This is a genomic window from Marinobacter sp. SBS5 (assembly GCF_048285575.1).
Lineage (GTDB): Bacteria > Pseudomonadota > Gammaproteobacteria > Pseudomonadales > Oleiphilaceae > Marinobacter.
The window spans coordinates 87222-110293 of sequence record NZ_JBLWAZ010000003.1 but is presented as its reverse complement, the minus strand read 5'-3'; the positions used below and the strand labels follow the sequence as shown (position 1 = coordinate 110293).

Annotated in this window: 20 protein-coding genes; 18 read left to right on the top strand and 2 right to left on the bottom strand. The window is 53.0% G+C overall.

The annotated features are described in order from the left end of the window. The first annotated feature begins 68 nt into the window (after positions 1–68). From ACNQ6O_RS07615 to ACNQ6O_RS07585, 7 genes are all read left to right on the top strand, one after another. A complete protein-coding gene (locus tag ACNQ6O_RS07615) occupies positions 69–419 on the top strand; it encodes a PilZ domain-containing protein (protein WP_114333655.1) in 351 nt (116 codons plus the stop codon). Positions 420–431: 12 nt separating this feature from the next. Further along, a complete protein-coding gene (locus tag ACNQ6O_RS07610) occupies positions 432–1352 on the top strand; it encodes an alpha/beta fold hydrolase (RefSeq protein ID WP_418052640.1) in 921 nt (306 codons plus the stop codon). Continuing rightward, the gene (locus ACNQ6O_RS07605) at positions 1345–2259 is read left to right on the top strand and encodes a DUF4892 domain-containing protein (protein WP_418052639.1); all 915 of its coding nucleotides are present in this window, start codon (positions 1345–1347) and stop codon (positions 2257–2259) included. The genes ACNQ6O_RS07610 and ACNQ6O_RS07605 overlap by 8 nt, the downstream gene beginning before the upstream one ends. A 2-nt stretch (positions 2260–2261) precedes the next feature. Next, positions 2262–3482: a patatin-like phospholipase family protein gene (locus ACNQ6O_RS07600; protein ID WP_418052638.1), complete on the top strand. Its 1221-nt coding sequence runs from the start codon at positions 2262–2264 to the stop codon at positions 3480–3482. 78 nt (positions 3483–3560) lie between these two features. Continuing rightward, the gene (gene prmB / locus ACNQ6O_RS07595) at positions 3561–4466 is read left to right on the top strand and encodes a 50S ribosomal protein L3 N(5)-glutamine methyltransferase (RefSeq protein WP_418052637.1); all 906 of its coding nucleotides are present in this window, start codon (positions 3561–3563) and stop codon (positions 4464–4466) included. Positions 4467–4502: 36 nt separating this feature from the next. Then, positions 4503–5597 (top strand): chorismate synthase, encoded by a 1095-nt coding sequence (gene aroC, locus ACNQ6O_RS07590; protein WP_418052636.1) that lies wholly within the window; start codon positions 4503–4505, stop codon positions 5595–5597. A gap of 18 nt (positions 5598–5615) precedes the next feature. After that, a complete protein-coding gene (locus ACNQ6O_RS07585; RefSeq protein ID WP_418053361.1) occupies positions 5616–6755 on the top strand; it encodes an MFS transporter in 1140 nt (379 codons plus the stop codon). 2 nt (positions 6756–6757) lie between these two features. Here the strand turns inward: ACNQ6O_RS07585 and ACNQ6O_RS07580 are convergent, their stop codons facing one another. Further along, positions 6758–7921, bottom strand: a complete 1164-nt coding sequence (locus tag ACNQ6O_RS07580) for a PilT/PilU family type 4a pilus ATPase (RefSeq protein WP_418052635.1) — start codon at positions 7919–7921, stop codon at positions 6758–6760. 26 nt (positions 7922–7947) lie between these two features. Beyond that, a complete protein-coding gene (locus ACNQ6O_RS07575) occupies positions 7948–8823 on the bottom strand; it encodes a LysR family transcriptional regulator (protein WP_418052634.1) in 876 nt (291 codons plus the stop codon). 401 nt (positions 8824–9224) lie between these two features. On the opposite strand from ACNQ6O_RS07575, the gene leuC reads away from it, so the two are divergent. The 11 genes from leuC (at position 9225) to folC (ending at position 23033) form a co-directional block, all read left to right on the top strand. Then, entirely contained in the window at positions 9225–10643 is a 1419-nt protein-coding gene (gene leuC / locus ACNQ6O_RS07570) for a 3-isopropylmalate dehydratase large subunit (protein WP_418052633.1), read from the top strand. Between the two features lie 17 nt (positions 10644–10660). Further along, a complete protein-coding gene (leuD, locus tag ACNQ6O_RS07565; protein WP_418052632.1) occupies positions 10661–11308 on the top strand; it encodes a 3-isopropylmalate dehydratase small subunit in 648 nt (215 codons plus the stop codon). A gap of 16 nt (positions 11309–11324) precedes the next feature. Continuing rightward, a complete protein-coding gene (gene leuB, locus ACNQ6O_RS07560; RefSeq protein ID WP_418052631.1) occupies positions 11325–12398 on the top strand; it encodes a 3-isopropylmalate dehydrogenase in 1074 nt (357 codons plus the stop codon). Between the two features lie 122 nt (positions 12399–12520). After that, on the top strand, positions 12521–13636 hold the full coding sequence (gene asd / locus ACNQ6O_RS07555; RefSeq protein WP_418052630.1) for an aspartate-semialdehyde dehydrogenase: 1116 nt from the start codon (positions 12521–12523) through the stop codon (positions 13634–13636). A gap of 282 nt (positions 13637–13918) precedes the next feature. Then, the gene (locus ACNQ6O_RS07550; protein ID WP_418052629.1) at positions 13919–17131 is read left to right on the top strand and encodes a FimV/HubP family polar landmark protein; all 3213 of its coding nucleotides are present in this window, start codon (positions 13919–13921) and stop codon (positions 17129–17131) included. 86 nt (positions 17132–17217) lie between these two features. Then, on the top strand, positions 17218–18126 hold the full coding sequence (gene truA / locus ACNQ6O_RS07545) for a tRNA pseudouridine(38-40) synthase TruA (protein WP_418052628.1): 909 nt from the start codon (positions 17218–17220) through the stop codon (positions 18124–18126). Next, a complete protein-coding gene (locus ACNQ6O_RS07540; protein ID WP_418052627.1) occupies positions 18123–18752 on the top strand; it encodes a phosphoribosylanthranilate isomerase in 630 nt (209 codons plus the stop codon). The genes truA and ACNQ6O_RS07540 overlap by 4 nt, the downstream gene beginning before the upstream one ends. Further along, positions 18745–19953: a tryptophan synthase subunit beta gene (gene trpB / locus ACNQ6O_RS07535; RefSeq protein WP_418053360.1), complete on the top strand. Its 1209-nt coding sequence runs from the start codon at positions 18745–18747 to the stop codon at positions 19951–19953. The genes ACNQ6O_RS07540 and trpB overlap by 8 nt, the downstream gene beginning before the upstream one ends. 17 nt (positions 19954–19970) lie before the next feature. Continuing rightward, positions 19971–20783 (top strand): tryptophan synthase subunit alpha, encoded by an 813-nt coding sequence (trpA, locus tag ACNQ6O_RS07530; protein ID WP_418052626.1) that lies wholly within the window; start codon positions 19971–19973, stop codon positions 20781–20783. Between the two features lie 35 nt (positions 20784–20818). Further along, the gene (gene accD, locus ACNQ6O_RS07525; protein WP_199007023.1) at positions 20819–21745 is read left to right on the top strand and encodes an acetyl-CoA carboxylase, carboxyltransferase subunit beta; all 927 of its coding nucleotides are present in this window, start codon (positions 20819–20821) and stop codon (positions 21743–21745) included. Next, positions 21729–23033 (top strand): bifunctional tetrahydrofolate synthase/dihydrofolate synthase, encoded by a 1305-nt coding sequence (gene folC / locus ACNQ6O_RS07520; protein WP_418053359.1) that lies wholly within the window; start codon positions 21729–21731, stop codon positions 23031–23033. Before accD ends, folC begins: the two co-directional genes overlap by 17 nt. Positions 23034–23072 lie beyond the last annotated feature (39 nt).

Below are 23072 nucleotides of genomic sequence, written 5' to 3'. Positions count from 1 at the left end.
GGGAAATTCTTGGCGAAAAATAGCATAAAATGACGTCACGAAACTTTTAGCATTCAAAGGTGTTTTATATGGGCCCCGGATTCGGAGCACGCAGCGGTATTCTAACCCTGACCATTAAGGATAAAGCGGTACTCTACGCCGCTTACATGCCGTATATCCGACAGGGCGGGTTATTCATCCCGACCCAGAAACAGTATCAGCTTGGGGATGAGGTGTTTCTGTTGCTCAACCTGATGGATGAGCCAGAGAAGATTCCCGTAGCCGGCAAAGTGGTATGGATCACACCCAAAGGCGCTCAGGGCAACCGAGCTGCAGGCATTGGCGTTCAATTTAACGGTGATGATGAAACAGCTCGCACCAAGATTGAATCATACCTGGCAGGCTCTTTGAGTTCGGATCGCCCAACGCACACGATGTAGGATTTTCATCGAATGAATGATGCCGTGTTAGCTCGCAGCAGGCTCGCCAATCCGGCCGGTTGCCGGGAGGCGCACTGGCCCCTTCAAAATATCGAGTTGGCCGGTCTTATCTGGCCAAGTAAAACCCATACCAATCATCATCCTGCGGCTCTCATGGTGCACGGCTGGCTGGACAATGCCATGACCTTCGCCAGATTGGCGCCTGAGCTGTCTGAATACACGAGTGTTCATGCCATTGATATGGCTGGACATGGGCATTCTGGCCACCGCCCGCCCGGGTATGGCTACTGGTTGACGGACTATGTTGCCGATCTCTGTGAGCTTATCGATGTTCACTTCTCACAAGGAGGAGAGCAGCCGCTGGATTTGGTGGGGCATTCGCTGGGTGGCATTGTGTGCGCGATCTATGCCGCGGCATTTCCCGAGCGAGTGAGGCGGCTGGTGATGATCGACAGTATTGGCCCCCTGAGTCGCCCAGCTAAAGAAACCATCCCGCAACTTCGTCGAGCGTTGCAGAAAAAACGGAACGGTTCGGCACCTCCGGCTGTCTATCCAGATATCGAAACCGCGGCAAGAATCCGGGAAGGCGGCCTTAGCCCTTTGAGTTCAGAGGCTGCCGCCACCTTGGTGCCTCGTAACATGCAGGTGCATCCCGACGGCTTTGTTTGGCGAACCGATGCTCGCTTGAGGCACCCAACCGCACTTATGATGACGGAAGAGCAGGTGCATGCGTCGTTGTCCGAGCTGAACACCCCGACATTATTCGTGCGAGCACAGGAAGGGTTGCTGGCAGGGCGAAAAGGGTTGGATAAACGGGTGGAGTTGATTCCTGAACTAACGATCGCGGAAGTGCCGGGAGGACATCATTGCCACCTTGATGGTGATACGGCTCCGGTGGCCTCCGCCATAAAAAGGTTCCTTTTCAATGCTTGATCAAGTGCGTTCTCGTTTTCTGCAAGGCTTATTAGCCGCCATCATGGTCGGGCTTTCGCTTAACTCCGCCGCAGCCTCATTGAGCGAGGCCCCAGAACCTTTTCCTCAATCCAGACTGCAGCTCACGAAAGATGTTAAATCATCCGGGCACCTTGTTCTTTTCAGTCCCATCCGAGAAGTGCGTAATGAGATTCGCTCGGAGGTAATGGCTCGTTTGCCGGTTGATGGCCAGGCTCAGTTGTATGAGATTAATCGTGATGCAAGTCGTGAGGCTGCTCGAGATCACTATCTGAAGCAATTGCAGGTACGTGGTGCGCAGGTGCTGTTTGAGTGCTCTGGAATTAACTGTGGGCGAAGCAATGTGTGGGCGAACCAGGTCTTTGAGCAACCCCGAATTTTAGGCAGAGATACCAGTCAGGATTATACCGTTGCCGCTGTGGCCGACGAGCAGGGGCGGCAATGGTTAACGGCGGTCTATACCGTTACCCGAGGTAATTTGCGAGAGTATGTATGGGTTGAGCATTTGAGTGTTACCCCGGGTACGATCATTCCTGGATTTGAGGTTGCTAGCGGGCGCGTCAGAGGTCCTGTTGTCGTTCCCTGGAGTGGCGGAATTACCTTTAAATTCGACTTTTCTGCCGATGATCGGCGCCGGCTTTTAGATTGGGCGGGAGACGAAGGTGCGGAAGTCGTCCTTGTATCTTTTGCTGAGCTGAAAAATGGTGAGCCTTTGGATGCCTCGATTAAGCGGGCACAGCAGGCAGGGCATTCGTTGGCCGAATTACTTGGTAAAACCGGCGTTTCCCAAAGCCAGATCCGAGTTATTTCAATTGGCCCAGCCGTTCAATCAGCAACCCCGAACCGCCAAAGTAACCGGGTTGAAGTTGTGGTCATCAAGAGGCAGTAAGCATGGCAGACCAGGATATTCCCGAATCAAGCGATGAGCCGACGTCGCAGGAACCGGTACAGGATGGCGTTAGTGCGGTCGTTGAAAGTGCCGGAGTGTCTCCGGCTGAACGAGCGGTTAAGCAAACCGGGAACGGTAAAACGGTCGCACTGACGCTGGGTAGCGGTGGCGCTAGAGGCTACGCCCATATTGGTGCTATTGAAGTGCTTCACGAGCGTGGTTACAAGATTATTGCCGTATCCGGGTGCTCAATGGGTGCGCTGGTTGGCGGGATGTATGCCGCTGGAAAACTGCAGGAGTACAAAGACTGGGTTACTGGGCTAGGGCAGTTTGATGTGCTCAAGCTGCTTGATGTGACCTTTACCTCGATTGGAGCTATCCGCGGTGAAAAAGTCTTTTCCGTGGTTCGGGAAATCCTGGGCGATACCCGCATTGAAGATTTGCCAATGTCCTACACCGCTGTCGCAACCGACCTGCTCGCCCATAAAGAGATTTGGTTTCAGGAAGGCCCGCTAGATCAGGCTATTCGTGCTTCCATCGCCATCCCAAGTGTTGTCACTCCTTTGGTGCTTAACGGCCGTGTGTTGGTGGATGGCGCACTTCTTAACCCCCTGCCGATAATTCCCACGATTTCAGCCCATGCCGATCTGGTGATGGCCGTAAACCTGAGTGGCGAAGACGATCAGCATCGACGCATTCCCGATGCTGCGTTCTCTACTGACGGTGATGACGGGAGTGATATTGAAGAATGGGTTGGGGCGGTTCGCGATAAAGCTTCGCGTTGGTTTGACTGGGATACGCTTAAATCACTAACAACTCGGAGTTCAAGTGGCAGCGAATCGCCAGAGGAAAAAATCAGCCGCGAGATTGCCAAGAAAGCCGCTGAGGATAAGAAGAAAAGCGAACTGAAGGCAAAAGAAGAAGAACGGAGTCAGAATAAGGCAAAGCAAAAAGAGGAGCACCCGACCATCGACTGGGATAAGCTCGGCATTGGTAAATTTGATGTGATGAACCTGACCATCGAAACCATGCAAAGTGCCTTGGTTCAGTACAAGATCGCCGGTTATCCGCCCGATCTTCTGATCAACATTCCGAAAAATGCGAGCCGAAGTTACGACTATCATAAAGCGCCTGAACTGATCCGTTTGGGGCGTGAGCGAATGACGGCGGCGTTAGATCGTTTTGAGGAGAGTCGCAGTAGTTCTGGTCCTCTGGCGCTTTAAGCGCCCCGTATGCTGCAGTCGTGCGCCTAATCAGCGTATAATGGCGCGCTAAAATACCCCGATCAGGAAAGATTATTTGTGACTAGCCCCGTTGATGATCTGCATACCATCCGTGATTTGTTGCGATATGCGTCTTCTCGATTCGCTGCATCGCCGCTTTATTTTGGCCATGGAACTGACAATGTGTGGGATGAGGCTGTCCACTTGGTGCTTCGCAGTGTTCATCTGCCCCTGGAAAATAACAACATTTTCCTGGATGCGCGGTTAACCCGCTCAGAAAGAGACTTGATTCTCACGCGTATCGATCGTCGCATTAATGAGCGTGTGCCTATCGCCTATCTGTTAGGCGAGGGCTGGTTTATGGGAATGCCGTTCAATGTGGATGAGCGGGTGTTGGTTCCCCGCTCTCCTTTAGGTGAGTTGCTCGAAAACGGCTTGCAGCCTTGGTTGGGCGATACCTTTGTTCAGCGAGTGCTGGATTTGTGTACGGGTAGCGGCTGTATCGGGATTGGCGCTGCGACAGTGTTTGACGAAGCCGAGGTCACACTGTCCGATATTTCTGAAGATGCGCTGGCCGTGGCGGAATCGAACATTGAATTGCACGGCCTGCAGGGTCGCGTGCAAGCTGTTCGCTCGGATGTGTTCGCAAGCATTGAAGGTCGCTACGATGTCATTCTTAGCAACCCGCCTTACGTGGATGCTGAAGATATGGCCGACATGCCTGAAGAGTATCGGCATGAGCCGGAGTTAGGTTTGGCTGCCGGTGACGATGGGCTCGATATCGCCCACCGTATTATTGCCGGAGCGGCCGAGCATCTGACTGAAGACGGCTTGTTGATTGTTGAGGTGGGCAACTCCTGGGGAGCCATGGATGACGCTTATCCGGATCTGCCGCTGACTTGGCTTGAGTTCGAAAGCGGTGGTGATGGCGTGTTCCTCGTTACCGCCCGCGATCTTCGTGAATGGCAAGCAAAAAGATCTTAAAGCCGTTTTTATAAAACTTACATAAAGTGCTGAAATATGTCGGGAAATACTTTCGGAAAGCTGTTTACGGTCACCACCTTTGGTGAAAGCCACGGTGCCGCTTTGGGCTGCATTATTGATGGTTGCCCTCCAGGCCTTGAGTTATCAGAAGCGGATATGCAGGCCGACCTTGATCGCCGCAAACCGGGCACCTCCCGACATACTACACAGCGCCGCGAAGCTGATGAGGTTCGCATTCTGTCCGGTGTGTTCGAGGGGAAAACCACCGGCACACCGATTGGCTTGATCATTGAGAATACCGATCAGCGCTCCAAGGATTACTCCAAAATTTCAGAGCAGTTCCGCCCGGCACACGCTGATTACACCTATCACCATAAGTACGGTAACCGAGACTACCGCGGTGGTGGCCGTTCCTCTGCCCGCGAAACAGCTATGCGTGTGGCAGCTGGCGCCGTTGCTCGCAAATTTCTGGAACAACGCCTAGGTATTCGTATTCGCGGTTATTTGTCCCAACTTGGCCCGATCAAGGCCGACAAGCTGGATTGGGAGCAGGTCCATCAGAACCCGTTCTTCTGCCCGGATGCTGACAAGGTGCCGGAAATGGAAGCCTACATGGATGCCTTGCGAAAAGAGGGCGACTCCATCGGTGCGCGCATCAACGTGGTCGCCGAAGGCGTACCTCCGGGGCTGGGTGAGCCTATTTTTGATCGCTTGGACGCAGATCTGGCTCATGCGCTGATGAGCATCAATGCGGTCAAAGGTGTTGAAATTGGTGCGGGTTTTGGGTGCATTGAGCAGAAAGGCACTGAGCACCGGGATGAGATGACACCGGAGGGCTTCCTGTCTAATGAAGCTGGCGGTGTGCTCGGGGGCATTTCGTCGGGGCAGCCGATTGTTGCCAGTATTGCGTTGAAGCCGACGTCCAGTTTGCGCTTGCCTGGGCGGAGTATCGACGTGCATGGCAACCCTGTTGAGGTGATTACAACCGGGCGTCACGATCCTTGTGTTGGTATTCGGGCTACGCCCATTGCGGAAGCCATGATGGCGATTGTTTTGTTGGATCACTATCTGCGTCATCGCGCTCAAAATGGCGATGTTGAAGTCTCCACCCCGGTTCTCGGTCAGCTCTGATCAAAAGGAGGCGACACCATCTACTGGCGGCTGTCTAACCTCTATTTCTGGTTCTTTGCCCTCCTTGGAGGGCTTTTGCCTTATTGGTCCCTCTATCTGGAGGGGCAGGGCTTTACTTATCTGCAAATCGCCACACTCATGGCGACCATCCAGTTAACCAAGATAGTGGCTCCCAGTCTTTGGGGCTGGCTTGGAGATCGAACTGGCCAGCGAGTGCGTCTGGTTCGGTTTGGAGCGATCACCGGCTCTCTGTTCTTCGGCGGCGTATTTCTTGATCCCGGTTTTTACGGCCTGCTTTTGGTGATGCTGGTGTTCACCTTCTTTTGGAATGCCATCCTTCCGCTCTACGAAGTCATTACGCTAAGAGTGTTAGGAGTTCACAAAGACAAGTACGGCAAGGTTCGTGTATGGGGCTCGGTGGGTTTTATCGGGGCGGTGGCTTTGGTGGGTGCTTTGTTGGAATGGTTGCCCATCCAGTACCTGCCTTGGTTGCTGTTGCCGGTTTTTGCAGGCATCGCGGTGTCGGCATTTTTAGTGCCGTCGGAGCGCGGTGAGCGGAAGGGGGAGGCCCCGAAAGGCAGTCTCAAGGCGATTGTGACTCACCCGGCGGTATTGACGTTCTTTCTGATGAACTTCTTGCTTCAGGTGTCACACGGAGCTTATTACACCTTTTTCAGTATCCACCTAGAGCAGCATGGGTACGGCAAACTTTCGATTGGTTTGTTGTGGTCGCTCGGTGTGATTGCGGAAATCGTCCTGTTTATGGTCATGCATCGGCTACTAAGAATATTGTCGGTGCGACAGGTTGTTCTTGGCGCACTGGTTCTGACCATGATTCGTTGGGCGCTTATTGCCGAGTTCACATCAGTGGTGCCGGTGCTTGTTTTTGCTCAATTGCTTCACGCAGTTTCGTACGGTGTTCTGCATGCCGTTTCGGTACAGTACATTCAAGGCTATTTCGGGAGGCATCATCACGGTCAGGGGCAGGCGCTGTATAGCGGTCTAACTTTTGGTGCAGGTGGCGCTTTAGGTGCTTGGTTGTCAGGCTTTCTGGTGGATGGCTACAGTACCTCTGCGGCTTTTTGGGGCGGCTCTGCCGCTATGGTGGTTGCGATTGTGGTGACTTGGCGGGGGCTACGCCCGCCGCCAAACGGGTAATTCTATGGCTCCGGGTTTTCTTCGTCGTCATCTTCCATCATCAAAGATAAGCCGCTTCCGGTCGGTGTTGAGGGTTTAGGCCCTTCGCCGTTCGTGATTGAGCCGTCCTGGCCATGAAGCTTGATTTTCAGCCGCAGGTTGTTTGCCGAGTCTGCGTTTTTCAAAGCCTCTTCTTCCGTAATTTTTCCATCCTTCCAAAGATTGAGTAGCGCCAAGTCAAAGGTTTGCATGCCCAGATTGGCGGATTTTTCCATGGCGGCCTTAATGTTCTCAAACTCGCCACGCAGAATGAGATCGCTGATGGTGGGGGTGCCTAGAAGGATTTCGATAGCTGCACAGCGTTTCTTATCAACGGTCGGGATAAGCCTTTGCGACACGAACGCCCGGAGGTTCATCGCTAGGTCCATCAGCAGTTGTGGGCGGCGTTCTTCCGGGAAGAAATTGATAATCCTGTCCAGCGCTTGATTGGCGTTGTTTGCGTGCAGGGTAGAGATGCAAAGGTGGCCGGTTTCAGCGAAGGCGAGCGCGTGCTCCATGGTTTCGCGATCACGGATCTCTCCTATAAGGATAACGTCGGGGGCCTGGCGTAGAGTGTTCTTTAGCGCCTTTTGGAAACTGCGGGTATCAACGCCAACTTCACGCTGGTTTACAATGCTTTTTTTGTGCCGGTGTATGTATTCAACCGGATCCTCAATGGTGATGATGTGGCCAGCAGAGTTTGTATTGCGATGATCAATCAGTGCGGCCAGTGATGTGGATTTGCCAGAGCCTGTGCCACCGACAAATAGCACCAAGCCACGCTTGGCCATGACTACATCTTTTAGAATCGGCGGTAGGCCGAGGTCGTCAGCGTTGGGGATGTCTGTGACGATGTTTCGGGCGACGATGGAGATTTCGTTGCGCTGTCGGAATATGTTGACGCGGAAACGGCCCACATTGCGAATGGAATAGGCCAGGTTCATCTCCAGCTCCTGGTCGAACTCGGCGCGCTGCTCTTCGTCCATGATGGACCAAGCAATCTCTTTAATAGCGCCAGGGGCGAGAGGTGTGCGATCTATGGGCTTTAACACGCCGTGGAATTTTGCGCAGGGCGGTGCGCCGGTGCTCAAGTAGAGGTCAGAACCGTCGTGTTTGGCCAGAATTTTAAGATAATCGTCAAAGCCCATGAAAACTCCTGTAATCATTATTTTAATTAACTGTTTGCTTCTTCTTCCCGAACAATATCCAACATAGCTTTGGCTGCCAAGCTCAGTTGACGTCCTGATAGCCCGATGGCGCCGAGTACTCGGCTTACTGAGAAGCCTGTGTGCAATGGATGCAAGCTGCTATCCATCATGCTCAAGGGCAGTACGCTCCAACCTAGGCCAACGCTGGTCATCATTTTGATGGTCTCAAGATAATTGGTGGGTATTTGCTGTTTGAGGGGTAGGTTGGCCTCTAAAAATAATCGGCTCACAGCGCGATAGGTGGCTGTTGCCGTGTCGGGCAGTAAGGCTGGATACTTTGCTAGATTCTTAAGTGTAGTCGTTTTTTGTTCGGTCAGCTCATGATCGATGCCGGTTACAAAGACCATAGGGTCGGGCCATTGTTGATAAACCATGAACTGGCTTTCCATACTGTCACTGAGTGTTACAAAAGCCAGCTCTGCGTTACGTTTTACCATTTGGCTGTAGGCTGCGTCGGATTCCATAAATTGTAGGTTTACGGATACGTTGGGGTATTCCCGGGCGAAGCGGCGAAGCCAGTTTGGGAGGTGATGCAGGCCGATGTGATGGCTGGCGATGATGTTAAGTTCGCCGGTGATGGTGCCGTCATCGGAGGTAAGCGCGGCTTTGGCGTTGTGTATGTCGTCCAGTATTTGTCTGGCATGGGGGAGCAACCGGGCGCCTGCGTCGGTTAGGCGAATTTCCCGGTGGCCTCGTTCGATCAGTTTGGTTCCTAGTTGGTGCTCTAGGGTTGCTAGGCGTTTGCTGACCGCTGGCTGAGTAAGGTGCAGCGTTTCGGCGGCTTCGGAAAAGGAGCCTTGATCGACGATAGTTAGGAATGCTTTTAGGGAGTTTGCGTCCATTTTTTAGGTCTCACCTGTCTAGAACTGCACCTTTGGGGTGTGTCGCGACTTCAGTACCCCTCCCAAAAACCGCTACGAGCACATCCATGTGCGCTTCTCTTCGGCCATCCATGGCCTACGAAATTTTTGGGAGGGGGTACTAAAGTCGCTAGTTGTGCAGCTGTATATGCCGTTGATTGATTGAATTTGTCTCCGAAAGCGAATTCCCTGACAGGAATTGGGGCGCTATCGATAGTGACTTGCACCCAAAGATTAACGGCGACCGGTCCGAACAAAACTATCAGCGATTACTAATTGGAATGCAATGAATGAAAAACATGAATTGGGGTTATTGGAGGCAGGGTAGTATGATAGCTGCACTTAAGAATGAAACAGAAACCCCCAGAGAGTGAGAGAGAACCATGGCGGGCAAGACCTTATACGACAAGTTGTGGGATGACCATTTGGTCAAACAGCGCGATGACGGTTCAGCATTGATCTATATCGATCGCCAGTTGCTGCACGAAGTCACATCTCCGCAGGCGTTTGAAGGACTTCGGTTGGCTAACCGTAAGCCGTGGCGAATTGACGCCAACCTCGCAACGCCGGATCACAACGTACCGACCACAGACCGTGACAAAGGTATCGATGGCATTGTCGATCCTGTGTCCCGTACCCAGGTCGAAACGCTGGGCAAGAACTGTGATGAGTTCGGTATCCTCGAGTTCAAGATCAAGGATATTCGCCAAGGTATTGTTCACGTCATCGGGCCTGAGCAGGGCGCGACTTTGCCGGGCATGAGCATTGTTTGTGGTGACTCCCATACGTCTACTCACGGTGCTTTTGGTTGCTTGGCGCACGGTATCGGTACCTCTGAGGTTGAGCACGTACTGGCCACTCAGTGTCTGGTGCAGAAGAAAATGAAGAACATGCTGGTTAAGGTGACCGGTAAGCTGGGTGCAGGTGTGACCGGTAAAGACGTGGTGTTGGCGATCATTGGTAAGATCGGCACGGCCGGCGGCACGGGTTACGCGATCGAGTTCGGTGGCGAAGCGATTCGTGGGTTGAGCATGGAAGGCCGGATGACCATTTGTAATATGGCCATTGAAGGCGGTGCACGCGTAGGTATGGTGGCGGTAGACGACACTACGATCGACTATGTGAAAGGTCGTCCTTTCGCGCCTGAGGGTGAAACCTGGGACAAGGCCGTTGAGTACTGGCGTACGCTGCACAGTGACGACGATGCTGTGTTCGACAAGGTTGTTGAGATTGATGGCAGTAAGATCCAGCCGCAGGTGAGCTGGGGCACATCACCAGAGATGGTGGCTGATGTAGGTGCCAATGTGCCTGATCCTGCCAAAGAAGAAGATCCCATCAAACGCGAAGGCATTGTTCGTGCTTTGAAATACATGGGGTTAGAGCCGAATCAGAAAATTACCGACATCAAGTTGGATCGTGTGTTTATCGGTTCTTGCACCAACAGCCGTATTGAAGATCTGCGTGAAGCGGCGGCTGTGGTCAAAGGGCGCAAGGTTGCTGCTGGTCTGAAACAGGCGATGGTGGTTCCCGGTTCCGGTTTGGTGAAAGAACAGGCGGAAAAAGAAGGTCTGGACAAGATCTTTATCGAAGCAGGTCTCGAGTGGCGCGATCCCGGCTGTTCCATGTGCTTGGCGATGAACGCCGACAAGTTGGGGCAGGGCGAGCATTGTGCTTCCACTTCAAACCGTAACTTCGAGGGTCGTCAGGGCTTTGGCGGGCGCACCCATTTGGTGAGTCCGGCGATGGCGGCCGCTGCTGCGGTAACTGGCCATTTTGTTGATGTCCGTGAGTTGATGAACTGATCCACAGGAGAGACACCATGCGAGCATTTACGCAACATCAGGGCATTGTTGCCCCCATGGACCGTTCCAATGTGGATACGGACATGATCATTCCAAAGCAGTTTTTGAAGTCCATCAAACGCACAGGTTTTGGTCCGAACTTGTTTGATGAGCTGCGTTATCTGGACGAAGGTAAGCCAGATCAGGATTGCGCGGGCCGCCCGTTGAACCCCGATTTCGTGCTCAATCAGGAGCGTTACAAGAATGCCAGCGTGCTGTTGGCGCGCACCAACTTCGGTTGTGGTTCTAGCCGTGAGCACGCTCCTTGGGCATTGGATGATTTCGGTTTCCGGGTCATTATCGCGCCGAGCTTTGCTGACATTTTTTACAACAATTGCTTTAAGAATGGTTTGTTACCCATTGTTCTTGAAGAAGAAGTTGTGGATAAAATGTTCGAGAGTGTTGCAGCCAGCGAAGGTTATCAGTTGACGGTAGATCTCGAAGCGCAAACGGTCACGACGCCTGAGGGGGAATCCTTCAGTTTTGATGTCGACAATTTCCGTCGTCATTGTTTGCTGAACGGCCTGGATGATATCGGTGTCACGCTAGAAGATGCCGATGCAATCCAAGCCTATGAAGATGCGCGTCGCCAAACGGCTCCCTGGTTGTTTAACGCTGGAAACTAATTAAAAGGATTCTGATATGTCCCGTAGTGTTTTGTTGTTGCCGGGTGACGGCATTGGCCCGGAAATTGTGGCGGAAGCCGAGAAGATCCTGCATAAGGTGAATGAGAAGTTCTCCTTAGGACTGTCATTCGATACGGCTCTTGTGGGCGGCGCGGCTATCGATGCAGAAGATACTCCGCTTCCGGCCGAAACGCTGGATAAGGCCCGCAAAGCCGAAGCCATCTTGCTCGGCGCCGTCGGTGGCCCGAAGTGGGATAGTCTGCCCATGGCGAGCCGCCCAGAAAAAGGGCTGCTGGGTTTGCGCTCCAACTTGGAGCTGTTTGCCAACTTGCGCCCGGCGATTCTTTACCCGCAACTGGCTTCTGCGTCTTCGCTCAAGCCGGAAGTGGTTTCCGGTTTGGACATCCTGATCGTGCGGGAACTGACGGGCGGTATCTATTTCGGTCAGCCGCGCGGTGTTCGCCAGCTGGAGAGTGGCGAGCGTCAGGGTTACAACACCTACCAGTACACTGAGTCCGAGATTCGTCGTATCGGCCGTGTCGCTTTTGAAGCCGCTCAACAGCGCGGCAAGAAATTGTGCTCCGTCGATAAAGCCAATGTGCTGGAAGTGACGGTGCTATGGCGCGAAATCATGGAGGAGCTCAAGAGCGAATATCCGGATGTCGAGCTGTCTCATATGTACGTTGATAACGCCGCTATGCAGTTGGTTAAAGCGCCTAAGCAGTTCGACGTGATTGTGACTGGTAACATGTTTGGTGATATTCTTTCTGACGAAGCAGCAATGCTTACCGGCTCAATCGGTATGTTGCCGTCCGCTTCGTTGAACTCTGAGAAGCAAGGTATGTACGAGCCTTGCCATGGTTCGGCTCCGGACATCGCCGGGCAGGGCATTGCTAATCCGCTGGCCACGATTATCAGTGCAGCAATGATGTTGCGGTACAGTCTGAATGAAGACGAAGCTGCAGCAGCCATTGAAGCCGCGGTCAGCAAGGTGTTGGACCAAGGTTTGCGTACCGCCGATATTATGTCTGAAGGCGGCAAGAAAGTTTCGACCCGTGAAATGGGCGAAGCTGTTCTAAACGCGCTTTAATATTAAGGTTCAAAAACCGAGGCCCGACGGCGGCGGGATGCAGCCGCTGCGGGATCATCCATCCTGTCCCTGCCAGCGATAACGGCAGTGGGCGGGCATAATGTGAGGTTCAAAGGTCGCACATGAAGCGAGTTGGACTTGTAGGTTGGCGTGGCATGGTGGGGTCTGTCCTCATGCAGCGCATGCGTGAAGAAAACGATTTTGCTGACATCGATCCGGTATTCTTTACCACATCACAAGCGGGTAAACCTGCTCCGGATGTAGGAAAGGAGGGTGTTCCAGCACTACAGGATGCGTTTGATATCGACATCCTGAAAACCATGGACGTGATTGTCACCTGTCAGGGCGGAGACTACACCTCAGCGGTGTATGAGAAGCTGCGTGATGCAGGCTGGCAGGGCTATTGGATTGACGCAGCCTCAACGCTGCGGATGGCTGATCACTCCGTTATTGTTCTGGACCCTGTTAACCGCAACGTAATCGATGAAGCGCTCGAGAAGGGTGTGAAGGATTACGTGGGTGGAAACTGCACTGTAAGTTTGATGATGCTGGCCCTGGGCGGTCTGCTTGAGCAGGATCTGATCGAGTGGGTATCCCCCATGACGTATCAGGCCGCTTCCGGTTCCGGCGCGCAGAATATGCGTGAGTTGTTGAACCAGATGGGTGCGCTGAATGACAGCGTAAAAGCGGAGCTGGAAGATACTTCGTCTGCCATTTTGGGAATTGACCGTAAGGTGACTGACACCATGCGTTCAGGTGATTTTCCGACCGAGCACTTCGGTGTTCCGCTGGCGGGTAGCCTGATTCCGTTTATCGACAAGCAGCTTGATAACGGTATGAGCAAGGAAGAATGGAAGGCCGGTGTTGAGACCAACAAGATTCTTGGTCGCAGTGGCAATCCGATTCCAATTGATGGTATTTGCGTTCGCATTGGAGCGATGCGCTCCCACAGTCAGGCTCTGACCATCAAGCTCAAGAAAGATCTGTCGGTTTCCGAGATCGAAAGTATTCTGGCTAAAGGTAACGATTGGGTGAAAGTAATCCCGAATGATCGTGATGCGACCATGCAGGAGCTGACCCCAACGAAGGTGACCGGCACATTGAGTGTGCCAATCGGACGTATTCGTAAGCTGGCGATGGGCCCTGAATACATCTCCGCGTTCACCGTTGGTGACCAGCTGTTGTGGGGGGCGGCAGAGCCGCTTCGCAGGATGCTGAGAATTCTTCAGGAACGTTAAAAATTGTTACAGGTTGGTCATTAATGCCAACTGTGTCCGGTTTTTCACAAGCCGGTTCGGGGCGGGTGCTGATTTCAGTGCCCGCCCCTGTTATTTTCAGGAGCACTAATGAGTTCCGTGGGAGTGGTGAACTAAAGGTGCAAGGATTGCGGCTGATTGATTGATAAAAGAGGTTTTATCAACAATACTCCCAAACTATAAAAAGACGAAAGTCATCCAACCTCGTCCGATTCTGTTGAGATTCAGCAGTCAAAGAATAACGGAGACTGGAAAGGAAAAAGCATGAAGGTACGCAAGCTTGCGGTTGCCCTGGCGTTGGCGGGAGGGCTCGGCTCGGGTATGGCTCAGGCCCTGGGGCTGGGTGAAATTGAGATGCAGTCCTGGCTGAATCAGCCGTTGGACGCTGAAATTTCGTTGAGACAAAGTCGTGGAGTCGATCCCGGTGATGTCTTCGTTAACGTGGCTCCTGAAGCTGCTTACCAACGAGTCGGCTTGGAGCGTCATCAGTTTCTGAGTAAACTGAAATTTGAAGTGGTTACAGAGGCTGACGGTAACCTCGCGATCAACGTGTCATCACGTGAACCTTTCCGCGAACCCTACCTGAATTTCCTGCTTGAACTGACTTGGCCTAACGGCCGACTCATGCGCGAGTACGCAGTACTTGTTGATCCGCCGGTATATGCGGAAGAGTCCGGAGTGCGCGAGCAAGTTGCCGCGCCGTCATCGGCACCTCAGCGTAGCTCAGTTACGCGAACGGCACGTAGTTCTGAGTCTGTACGCCGTCAGGCTGCCGCTCAGAGTCCGCGCCCTTCTCGTAGCTATAGTGCCGAGAGCTATGGTCCTACTGGGTCTTCTGACACGCTTTGGACGATCGCTCAGCGCATGCGCCCGAACAATTCGGTGTCGATGCAGCAAGTTATGCTGGCTATTCAAGATAAAAACCCGGATGCGTTTATTGGCGGGAATATAAACCGCCTCAAGCGCGGCCAGGTACTTCGTGCGCCGAGTCTTGCGGAAATTGAACGGCGCAGTCAGGCCGAGGCCTCTCGTGTTGTTGCAAGACAGAACCAAGAGCTGAAAGCTCCTCGCCCTGTAGACGCGACTCAATCCTCCCAAACGGCAGCCAAGCCGAGCGCTAAGCCCCAAGAGGTGGAAGCAGGAGCAGAGCTTCGTCTTATTGCTGCGGATGAAACCGAGGCTCGTTCAGAAGAGCAGGGTGGATCTGCTGGTGGTGATGGTGCAAGTGAGGGTGGAGTCGATGCAGGGTCAGCTGTGGCCTTGGAAGAGCTTGAAGCAACGCGTCGCGAAAATGAAGAGTTGAACTCCAGACTGGAAGATATGCAGGCTCAGGTTGAAACGCTGCAGCGTCTTTTGGAGTTGAAGAGTACTCAGCTAGCTGATTTGCAGGGCGCCGTTTCTGAAGACTCAGCGCTCGCTTCTGGCAACATTGACGGCGCTGAGGGCGGAGCGGCGGAAGGTGCTGAAGATAAGGCTTCATCCGAGGAAGCTGGAGCTCCGGACGTGTCTGTTGGCGGAGAAACCAGTGCTCAGGGTGATGGCGCTGATGCAGTAGGCAGTGAGGCTGCTGCCGACGCTGAGGCTGCGGAGGGTCAGCAGGCTGAAGGTGCTCAAAGCGAAGGCTCCGATGTAAGTGAAGCTGACACTCAATCTGAAGTAACGGAAGGCGAGTCGATAACAGAGGGCGACTCGCTCGAAGATGAAGCCGCTGAAGTTGTAGGCGAACAGTCTGCAGGTCAAAGCACGGAAGAAACCACAGGAGCAGCAAAGTCAGATGAAATGGCTGAGCCTGTAGCGAGCGTTTCAGATACTGATGCCCAAACTCAGCAATCAGCTTCAAATCAGCCGGTTGAAGCGAACAAAAAAGGTTTGTTGGGTCAGTTGATGGACGCGGTGGTCGGAAATCCGGTGTACCAGCTCGCGCTCGGTGGCGGCCTGATTCTGCTTCTTTTGCTCCTTCTGTTGGTTGCTCGTCGCAATGCAAATCGTGAAAAAGCGTTTTACGATCAATTGAACGCTGAAGATGAGAGCGATTCTGAAGGTTTTGATCTGACTGCCGCTGATGGCCAGGACCAAATGGCGGACTCCTCAGAGGGTGATTACGCTTTGGCTGAGGCTAATAGCTATGTCGCCTATGGTCAGCATGATAAGGCTGCTGAGATTTTGGAAACAGCGATCTCGCGTGAACCTAGCCGAACAGATCTGCGCCTGAAGCTGCTGGAAACTTATGCCGATGGGCAGGATTATCAGTCTTTTGATAAGCAATTCGGTGAAGTAGAAGCCTTGGGTGATGAAGAGGTGCTGGCCCAGGCAGTGGTTCTCAAGCAGCAGCTGGAAGAAGCTGAAGCAATGCCGAGCATCGACGATCTCGAAAATGAGCTTCGCTCTGATTCTTTGGCCGGCTTCGCTTCAGAAACCTATGCCAATGAGAACGAGCCAGAAGTGTCTGCAACGCCGCTTGAAGACGAATTCCAAGGTCTGCAAGAAGATGCTGGCGAGCTTGATCTGGGTGAAGAGCTGGAGAGTAATAACAAGGGCGCCGGTTCACCGGATGATCCGATCGAATATGACCTGTCAGGTATTGGTGCGCTCGATAAGTCAGATGATTCCGCGGACGCCTCTGCAGAAGAATCAGATTTCTCATCGTTCGAAATGGATGTTGAGGCGGATTCTCAGGTCGACAAGCCTGATGACGTTCTCGGCGAAGATGAGTTTAGTCTTGATTTCGAGCTAAGCGACGAAGACGAGGCTGTATTCGGTGCGGGAGATTCTGAGGATGTTCTCGATCCTGAGTTGGATCTGACCGAAAGTTTGGATTTTGATGGCGAGCTGGATGAATTGAGCGCTCTGTCCGGCGACGAGGCAGGTGAAAAAGTAGATCAAGAAAATGAAGCCGTTTCTCTTGAAGATATGTCGGACGAAGATTCAGGTCTCGATGAATCTTTCCTTGATGAGCTGGATGCTGAGCTCGATAAAGTTGAGGAAGAAACTGAGGTTGATGCTCTGGATTTAAGTGAATCTGGTTTGGATGATCTAGAGCTAGATGTAACTGATGAAGACTTGGCCTTGATGGGTGAAATCTCTGATCTTGATAAGGCTGTCGCCTCGGACGAAGGTGAAAGGTCGTTAGACGAAGAGCTGGGTCTTGAGGATGCGCTGGATGAGCTGGAGCAAGACGAAAGTTTAGTCGACGACGCTGTAGAAAACATTCCCTCTCTGGATCCTGAAGTGGATATTGAGGAAAAAGAGGACAAAGGGCTGTCGGGACTGAACATCGATGATGCTGACCTTGGCGACGACGATGATTTCGACTTCCTTGCGGGTACAGATGAAGCCGCAACAAAACTCGACTTGGCGCGAGCCTACGTTGAGATGGGGGACGGCGACGGTGCCAGAGATATCCTCGAAGAAGTTGCATTGGAGGGGAACGAAGAGCAGAAGGCTGAAGCGCAAGAGCTTCTTAAAAATCTCTCCTGATTCGTTATAATCAACGTATAACGGCAACAGCGCCGGCCTTCGTGCCGGCGCTTTGTTTTTCTGAACCCGTAAAACTGGATGCTCCATTGTTTCTTCAGCCGAACCCTTTAACTACGAACAACGCGATTGGTGACGGTCGGGTAGTGATTGCTTTTGAATACGATGGCCAGGCATTTCACGGTTGGCAGCAGCAAAAAAGCGGCGTTCGGTCGGTCCAGGCGGAATTAACGAAAGCAGTTTCTAAAGTAGCTGATCATCCCGTTGAACTCGTGTGCGCTGGGCGTACAGATGCTGGCGTTCATGCCAGTTTTCAGATCGTACATTTTGACACCACGGCCGTACGCACGCTTCGGTCTTGGGTGATGGGGATTAATACCGCGCTACCCAATGACATAGCTGTGCATTGGGCGGGTAACGGCGTGGGAGATTTTCATGCCCGTTTCTCGGCAACCTATCGGCGTTATCGCTATGTCATTTTCAACAATCCTGTGCGACCGGGTATTCAGCGGGGGCAGGTGAGTTGGAATTTTCGACCGCTGGATGCCCAGAAGATGCACGAAGCCGCTCAGGCACTTACCGGTGAACATGATTTCTCATCATTCCGTGCCGCGGGTTGCCAGTCTCGAACGCCGATTCGTTTTTTGGAGCGAATATCAGTGACTCGTTCTGGCGACTATGTGGTGATCGATGTGCAGGCTAATGCTTTCTTGCATCACATGGTTCGAAACATTGCCGGTGCTCTCATGGCGGTTGGCTCCGGAGAGCAGTCGGTGGAGTGGGTTGGGGAGGTTCTGGCCGCAACGGATAGGAAGTTGGCAGGTGTAACCGCGCCACCGTACGGGCTTTATCTGGTTGATGTAGGGTATCCTGATCACTTTGGTATCCCCGAAGCGCTTTGCGGCCCGGCTTTTGTGGCCCCGTGGTTCTCTAGGGAAGATAACCTGCCGATCGTTCCGACCCATATTCATCCTAAGCAGCCGGTTTCAGACTCATGACAACGCGTGTAAAGATCTGTGGCTTAACCAGAGTAGAAGACGTAGAAGCCGCTGTGGCTTGCGGCGCGGATTCGGTTGGTCTTGTTTTTTATGAGCGCAGCCCGCGAGCGGTTTCCGTCGAACAGGCGAAAGAGTTGGCGGCGGCTGTTCCGGCGTTTGTGACCGTGACGGGGTTGTTTGTTAATCCGACCTCAGACTATGTGAAGTCGGTGCTTGAGGTCGTTCCGCTGGATTTATTGCAGTTTCACGGTGACGAAACGCCAGAATTCTGTGATTCGTTCGGTCGGCGATGGATAAAAGCGATCAGGGTTCGTAGTTCAGAACAGATCTCAGAAGCGTATTCTACGTATAACAAAGCGGTTGGATTGCTGGTTGATGCCTGGGATCCAAATCGTTATGGCGGAACAGGCCAATCTTTTAATTGGCAACTGATACCGCAGCAACGCCCAATCCCCTTGATATTGGCCGGCGGCTTGTCATCTGCTAACGTAGCCCGCGCCATCGAAGAGGTTCGCCCTTGGGCAGTTGATGTCAGCGGCGGGGTTGAGCTGAGCAAGGGTATTAAAGACGCCACCAAATTATCTGTTTTCTGCAAAGAGGTGCAAAGTGTCCGTAAAACTGACTGATGAAATGTTGAAGGCACTCCCGGATTCCAGAGGTCACTTTGGTGCCTTCGGTGGCCGGTTTGTTTCCGAAACCCTGATGGACTCGTTAATGACGTTGGAGAAAGAATACCTCCAGCTGAAGGATGACGCAGAATTTCAGGCTAAATTTGATAAAGATCTGGCCGACTACGTAGGCCGGCCAAGCCCGCTTTATTTTGCTGAACGCCTGACCCGTGAAACGGGTGGCGCGCAAATCTGGTTGAAGCGCGAAGACCTCAACCATACCGGTGCCCACAAGGTGAACAACACCATTGGTCAGGCACTGCTCGCCAGTTTTTTGGGCAAGAAGCGCATTATTGCTGAAACCGGGGCTGGTCAACATGGCGTGGCAACCGCGACCGTCTGTGCTCGTTTGGGTCTCGAATGTCACATTTTCATGGGCTCGGAAGATGTTCAGCGCCAATCTCTGAACGTTTATCGCATGAAACTGTTGGGTGCCACCGTTCACGCGGTAGAAAGCGGTACAAAGACGCTTAAAGATGCCATGAATGAGGCCATGCGGGATTGGGTGGCAAACGTTGACGACACCTTCTACATCATTGGTACCGTCGCTGGCCCCCATCCGTATCCGTTGTTGGTGCGCGATTTCCAATCTGTGATCGGTCGCGAGTTGCGCGAGCAGTCCATGGAAAAATGCGGAAAGCTTCCGGATGCTCTGGTTGCTTGTGTGGGGGGGGGCTCTAATGCCATTGGTATGTTCTACCCGTTCCTGACCGACGAGTCGGTTGAGCTATACGGCGTTGAGGCTGGAGGTTTGGGTATTGAGACCGGGGATCACGCTGCGCCGTTGTGTGCCGGCCGCCCAGGCGTCTTGCATGGTAACCGCACTTACCTGATGGAAGACGAAAACGGTCAGATCTCAGGAACCCATTCTGTCAGTGCCGGGTTGGATTACCCGGGAGTGGGGCCTGAGCATTCATGGTTGAAGGATATTGGTCGGGCTAACTACGTGTCAGTGACCGATGAAGAAGCGCTGGCTGGTTTCCGCACCTTGACGCAGGTAGAAGGCATCATGCCGGCACTAGAGTCGTCCCATGCGGTGGCATACGCGCTGAAGCTGGCTGCGACCATGGATAAAGACAAAGTTCTGGTTATTAACGTGTCGGGCCGCGGCGACAAAGACATTCATACCATCGCCCAGTTGGATGGCATCGAGATCTGAAGGTATCAGGAGCAGGCATGAGTCGTATTGAAGGTGTATTGAAGTCCTTGAAAGAGCAGGGACGTAAGGCGTTGATCCCCTATATCACTGCGGGAGATCCTCATCCTGATCAAACGGTCAGCCTGATGCACACTCTGGTCAAGGCGGGCGCGGACATTATTGAGCTTGGTGTTCCGTTCTCGGATCCGATGGCCGATGGTCCAGTTATCCAGCTAGCGTGTGAGCGAGCTCTGAAGCACAACACGTCGTTGCGGCAGGTGATTGGCATGGTTGAAGAGTTTCGCAAAACCGACGCCGATACCCCGGTTGTATTAATGGGGTACCTTAACCCAGTGGAAGCTATGGGTTATGAGGTCTTTGCAGACGCAGCGGCTAAAGCTGGAATCGATGGGGTATTGACGGTAGATCTGCCCCCTGAAGAAGCCGGTGACGTTGCGCCGTTGTTCGCCGAACGCAATATGGATCCGATCTTCCTGCTTGCCCCAACCACGACTGATGAGCGTATTAAAGCAATTAGTAAGCACTCGTCCGGCTATGTGTACTATGTTTCTATTAAGGGCGTGACCGGCTCGGCGACCATCAATGTTGATGAAGTTGCTGAGAAAGTGGCTCATATCCACGAGTTAACCGCACTTCCTGTAGGTGTAGGCTTTGGTATCCGGGATGCAGAGACCGCAGGTGCGATCGGCAAAGTATCCGATGGTGTAATTGTCGGGAGCGTACTGGTGGATACAATAGCTCGAAATCAATCAGATACTGACGCCTTGAATCAAGCGTTGTACGATCTGTTGTACCCGATGCGCGAAGCGCTGGATAGCCTAGCTTTATAAACCGGTATCCAGGCACAAAAGGACAGGACGAAAGCATGAGTAACTGGCTGGACAAGATAATGCCGAGCAAAATTCGCTCGGAATCAAGACAACGCACCGGTGTCCCGGAAGGGCTCTGGAAAAAGTGTCCAAAGTGTGGCGCATTTCTGTATAAGCCAGAGCTGGAAAAGAATTTGGACGTATGTCCCAAGTGCAATCATCACCTGCGTGTGTCGGCTCGCCGTCGCCTGGAAATTTTCCTGGATAAAGACGGGCGTGAAGAAATTGCAGCTGATCTTGAGCCGAACGACCGTCTGAAGTTCAAAGACACCAAGCGCTACAAAGATCGTTTGGCGGCAGCTCAGAAAGCGACAGGCGAAAAGGATGCTTTGGTTGCCATGAGCGGCAGTGCTTTGGGCGTCCCCCTAGTTGCCTGTGCCTTCGAATTCAACTTCCTGGGCGGCTCGATGGGTCAGGTTGTGGGTGAGAAGTTCGTTCAGGCCGCAAACGTTGCACTGGAACGCCGGATTCCGCTGGTTTGCTTTTCGGCGAGTGGCGGAGCGCGTATGCAGGAAGCCATTTTGTCTTTGATGCAGATGGCAAAAACCGCAGCCGTTCTTGAGCGCATGAAGGAAGAGGGTATTCCTTACATTTCGGTGATGACAGACCCGGTCTTTGGTGGTGTATCAGCAAGTTTGGCCATGTTGGGTGATCTCAATATAGCAGAGCCCTATGCGTTGATCGGCTTTGCCGGGCCACGTGTTATCGAACAAACGGTTCGGGAGAAGTTGCCGGAAGGTTTCCAGCGCAGTGAGTTTCTGTTGGAACACGGGGCCATTGATATGATTTTGCATCGCCATCAGATGCGCGAAAGAATTGCCCACGTGTTGGCCAAGTTTACCGGCCAAGAGAAGCCGGGCACGGAGGCTCCAATCGAGTTTGAAATTTCAGAGAAGCCGGGTGCGGATGAATCAGTCGAGTAATCCCGGTATGGCTTTGAAAGCCCCGAGTGAGGGTGCGTCAGTTGATGAATGGCTTCAGTGGTTAGAAGCCATTCATCCCACAGAAATCGACATGGGGCTTGATCGAGTTCTGGTGGTTTTGCGCCGCTTGTTTCCGAAAAAGCCCAATGCCCGAATCATTACCGTTGCCGGTACCAATGGAAAGGGCTCCACCGTAGCAACGCTGGAGCGCCAGTTAATGGCGGCCGGACGTACCACGGGTGCCTACACTTCGCCCCATCTTCAGTATTACAACGAGCGCGTCCGTATTAACGGAACCAATGTTTCCGATGCTGACTTGGTTTCTGCCTTTGAAAAGGTAGAGGTCGCAAGGGATAGAGTCTCGTTGACCTATTTCGAGTTCGGAACTCTGGCCGCTTTTGTGGCTCTTGAGCAGGCCGGGGTTCAGGACTGGGTATTGGAAGTGGGTTTGGGTGGCCGGCTTGATGCAGTGAATGTGCTGGATGCCGATTTTGCGATTATTACCTCCATCGATATTGATCATATTGGTTTTCTTGGTGATAACCGGGAAGTGATTGGTTTTGAGAAGGCGGGCATTTTGCGGCGGGGGATTCCGGCTGTTTGTGCCGATCCAGTGCCGCCTGCTTCGGTTTTACAGCAGGCAGCGGCGCAGAAAGTTGATCTGCGACTGACGGGGCGTGATTACCAGCTGGAACCTCGCGCTGACGACCGTGCAATCATGGATTTGGTGATGGCAGAGGGGCGTGTAGCGTTGCCTGCGGGCCCTCTGCCCATCGAGAGCGTGGCTGCAGCTACTGTCATGGCTGCACAGCTGGTTCCAGATGCTGAGCTTGAACTCTTGGGTGAGGCAGCTTATACGGTCAGCCTACCCGGGCGCTTCGAGCGGCTCAGTAGCGATCCCTTGATCATTGCTGATGTGGGTCATAATCCTCATGCAGCCCGTTGGTTGGCAGGCAAGCTTCATGAGTTGAAGCTGCAAAGCAGCGGGCGGGTTGTTGCGGTCTATGCCGCGCTTGGCGACAAAGATATTGAGGGTGTGGTTTCGGCCATGACGCCTGTTGTCGATCACTGGTGTCTTGCTGGTCTGGATGTGCCCAGAGGTTTGTCTGTTCACGAGCTTGAGGCTCGTGTTGGAGAGGTTCCGAGCTCCGGTTCCTATACCACCATCGCTGAGGCCGTTGAGCGCGCTAAAGATCAGGCTGTAGGGCAGGCAGACTGTGTGGTGGTTTTCGGATCATTCTTTACAGTGGCTGAAGCCAGAGCTTTACTCCTGGGTGATGCGTCTTAAACTTTGTTCATTGGCCGGATATGGCTTCAGTTCTGTTTT

Coding starts and splice junctions, on each gene's coding strand:
- ACNQ6O_RS07615 (WP_114333655.1), top strand. CDS start 69: ATGGGCCCCGGATTCGGAGCACGCAGCGGTATTCTAACCCTGACCATT.
- ACNQ6O_RS07610 (WP_418052640.1), top strand. CDS start 432: ATGAATGATGCCGTGTTAGCTCGCAGCAGGCTCGCCAATCCGGCCGGT.
- ACNQ6O_RS07605 (WP_418052639.1), top strand. CDS start 1,345: ATGCTTGATCAAGTGCGTTCTCGTTTTCTGCAAGGCTTATTAGCCGCC.
- ACNQ6O_RS07600 (WP_418052638.1), top strand. CDS start 2,262: ATGGCAGACCAGGATATTCCCGAATCAAGCGATGAGCCGACGTCGCAG.
- aroC (WP_418052636.1), top strand. CDS start 4,503: ATGTCGGGAAATACTTTCGGAAAGCTGTTTACGGTCACCACCTTTGGT.
- ACNQ6O_RS07580 (WP_418052635.1), bottom strand. CDS start 7,921: ATGGGCTTTGACGATTATCTTAAAATTCTGGCCAAACACGACGGTTCT.
- ACNQ6O_RS07575 (WP_418052634.1), bottom strand. CDS start 8,823: ATGGACGCAAACTCCCTAAAAGCATTCCTAACTATCGTCGATCAAGGC.
- leuC (WP_418052633.1), top strand. CDS start 9,225: ATGGCGGGCAAGACCTTATACGACAAGTTGTGGGATGACCATTTGGTC.
- leuD (WP_418052632.1), top strand. CDS start 10,661: ATGCGAGCATTTACGCAACATCAGGGCATTGTTGCCCCCATGGACCGT.
- leuB (WP_418052631.1), top strand. CDS start 11,325: ATGTCCCGTAGTGTTTTGTTGTTGCCGGGTGACGGCATTGGCCCGGAA.
- asd (WP_418052630.1), top strand. CDS start 12,521: ATGAAGCGAGTTGGACTTGTAGGTTGGCGTGGCATGGTGGGGTCTGTC.
- ACNQ6O_RS07550 (WP_418052629.1), top strand. CDS start 13,919: ATGAAGGTACGCAAGCTTGCGGTTGCCCTGGCGTTGGCGGGAGGGCTC.
- ACNQ6O_RS07540 (WP_418052627.1), top strand. CDS start 18,123: ATGACAACGCGTGTAAAGATCTGTGGCTTAACCAGAGTAGAAGACGTA.
- trpA (WP_418052626.1), top strand. CDS start 19,971: ATGAGTCGTATTGAAGGTGTATTGAAGTCCTTGAAAGAGCAGGGACGT.
- accD (WP_199007023.1), top strand. CDS start 20,819: ATGAGTAACTGGCTGGACAAGATAATGCCGAGCAAAATTCGCTCGGAA.
- folC (WP_418053359.1), top strand. CDS start 21,729: ATGAATCAGTCGAGTAATCCCGGTATGGCTTTGAAAGCCCCGAGTGAG.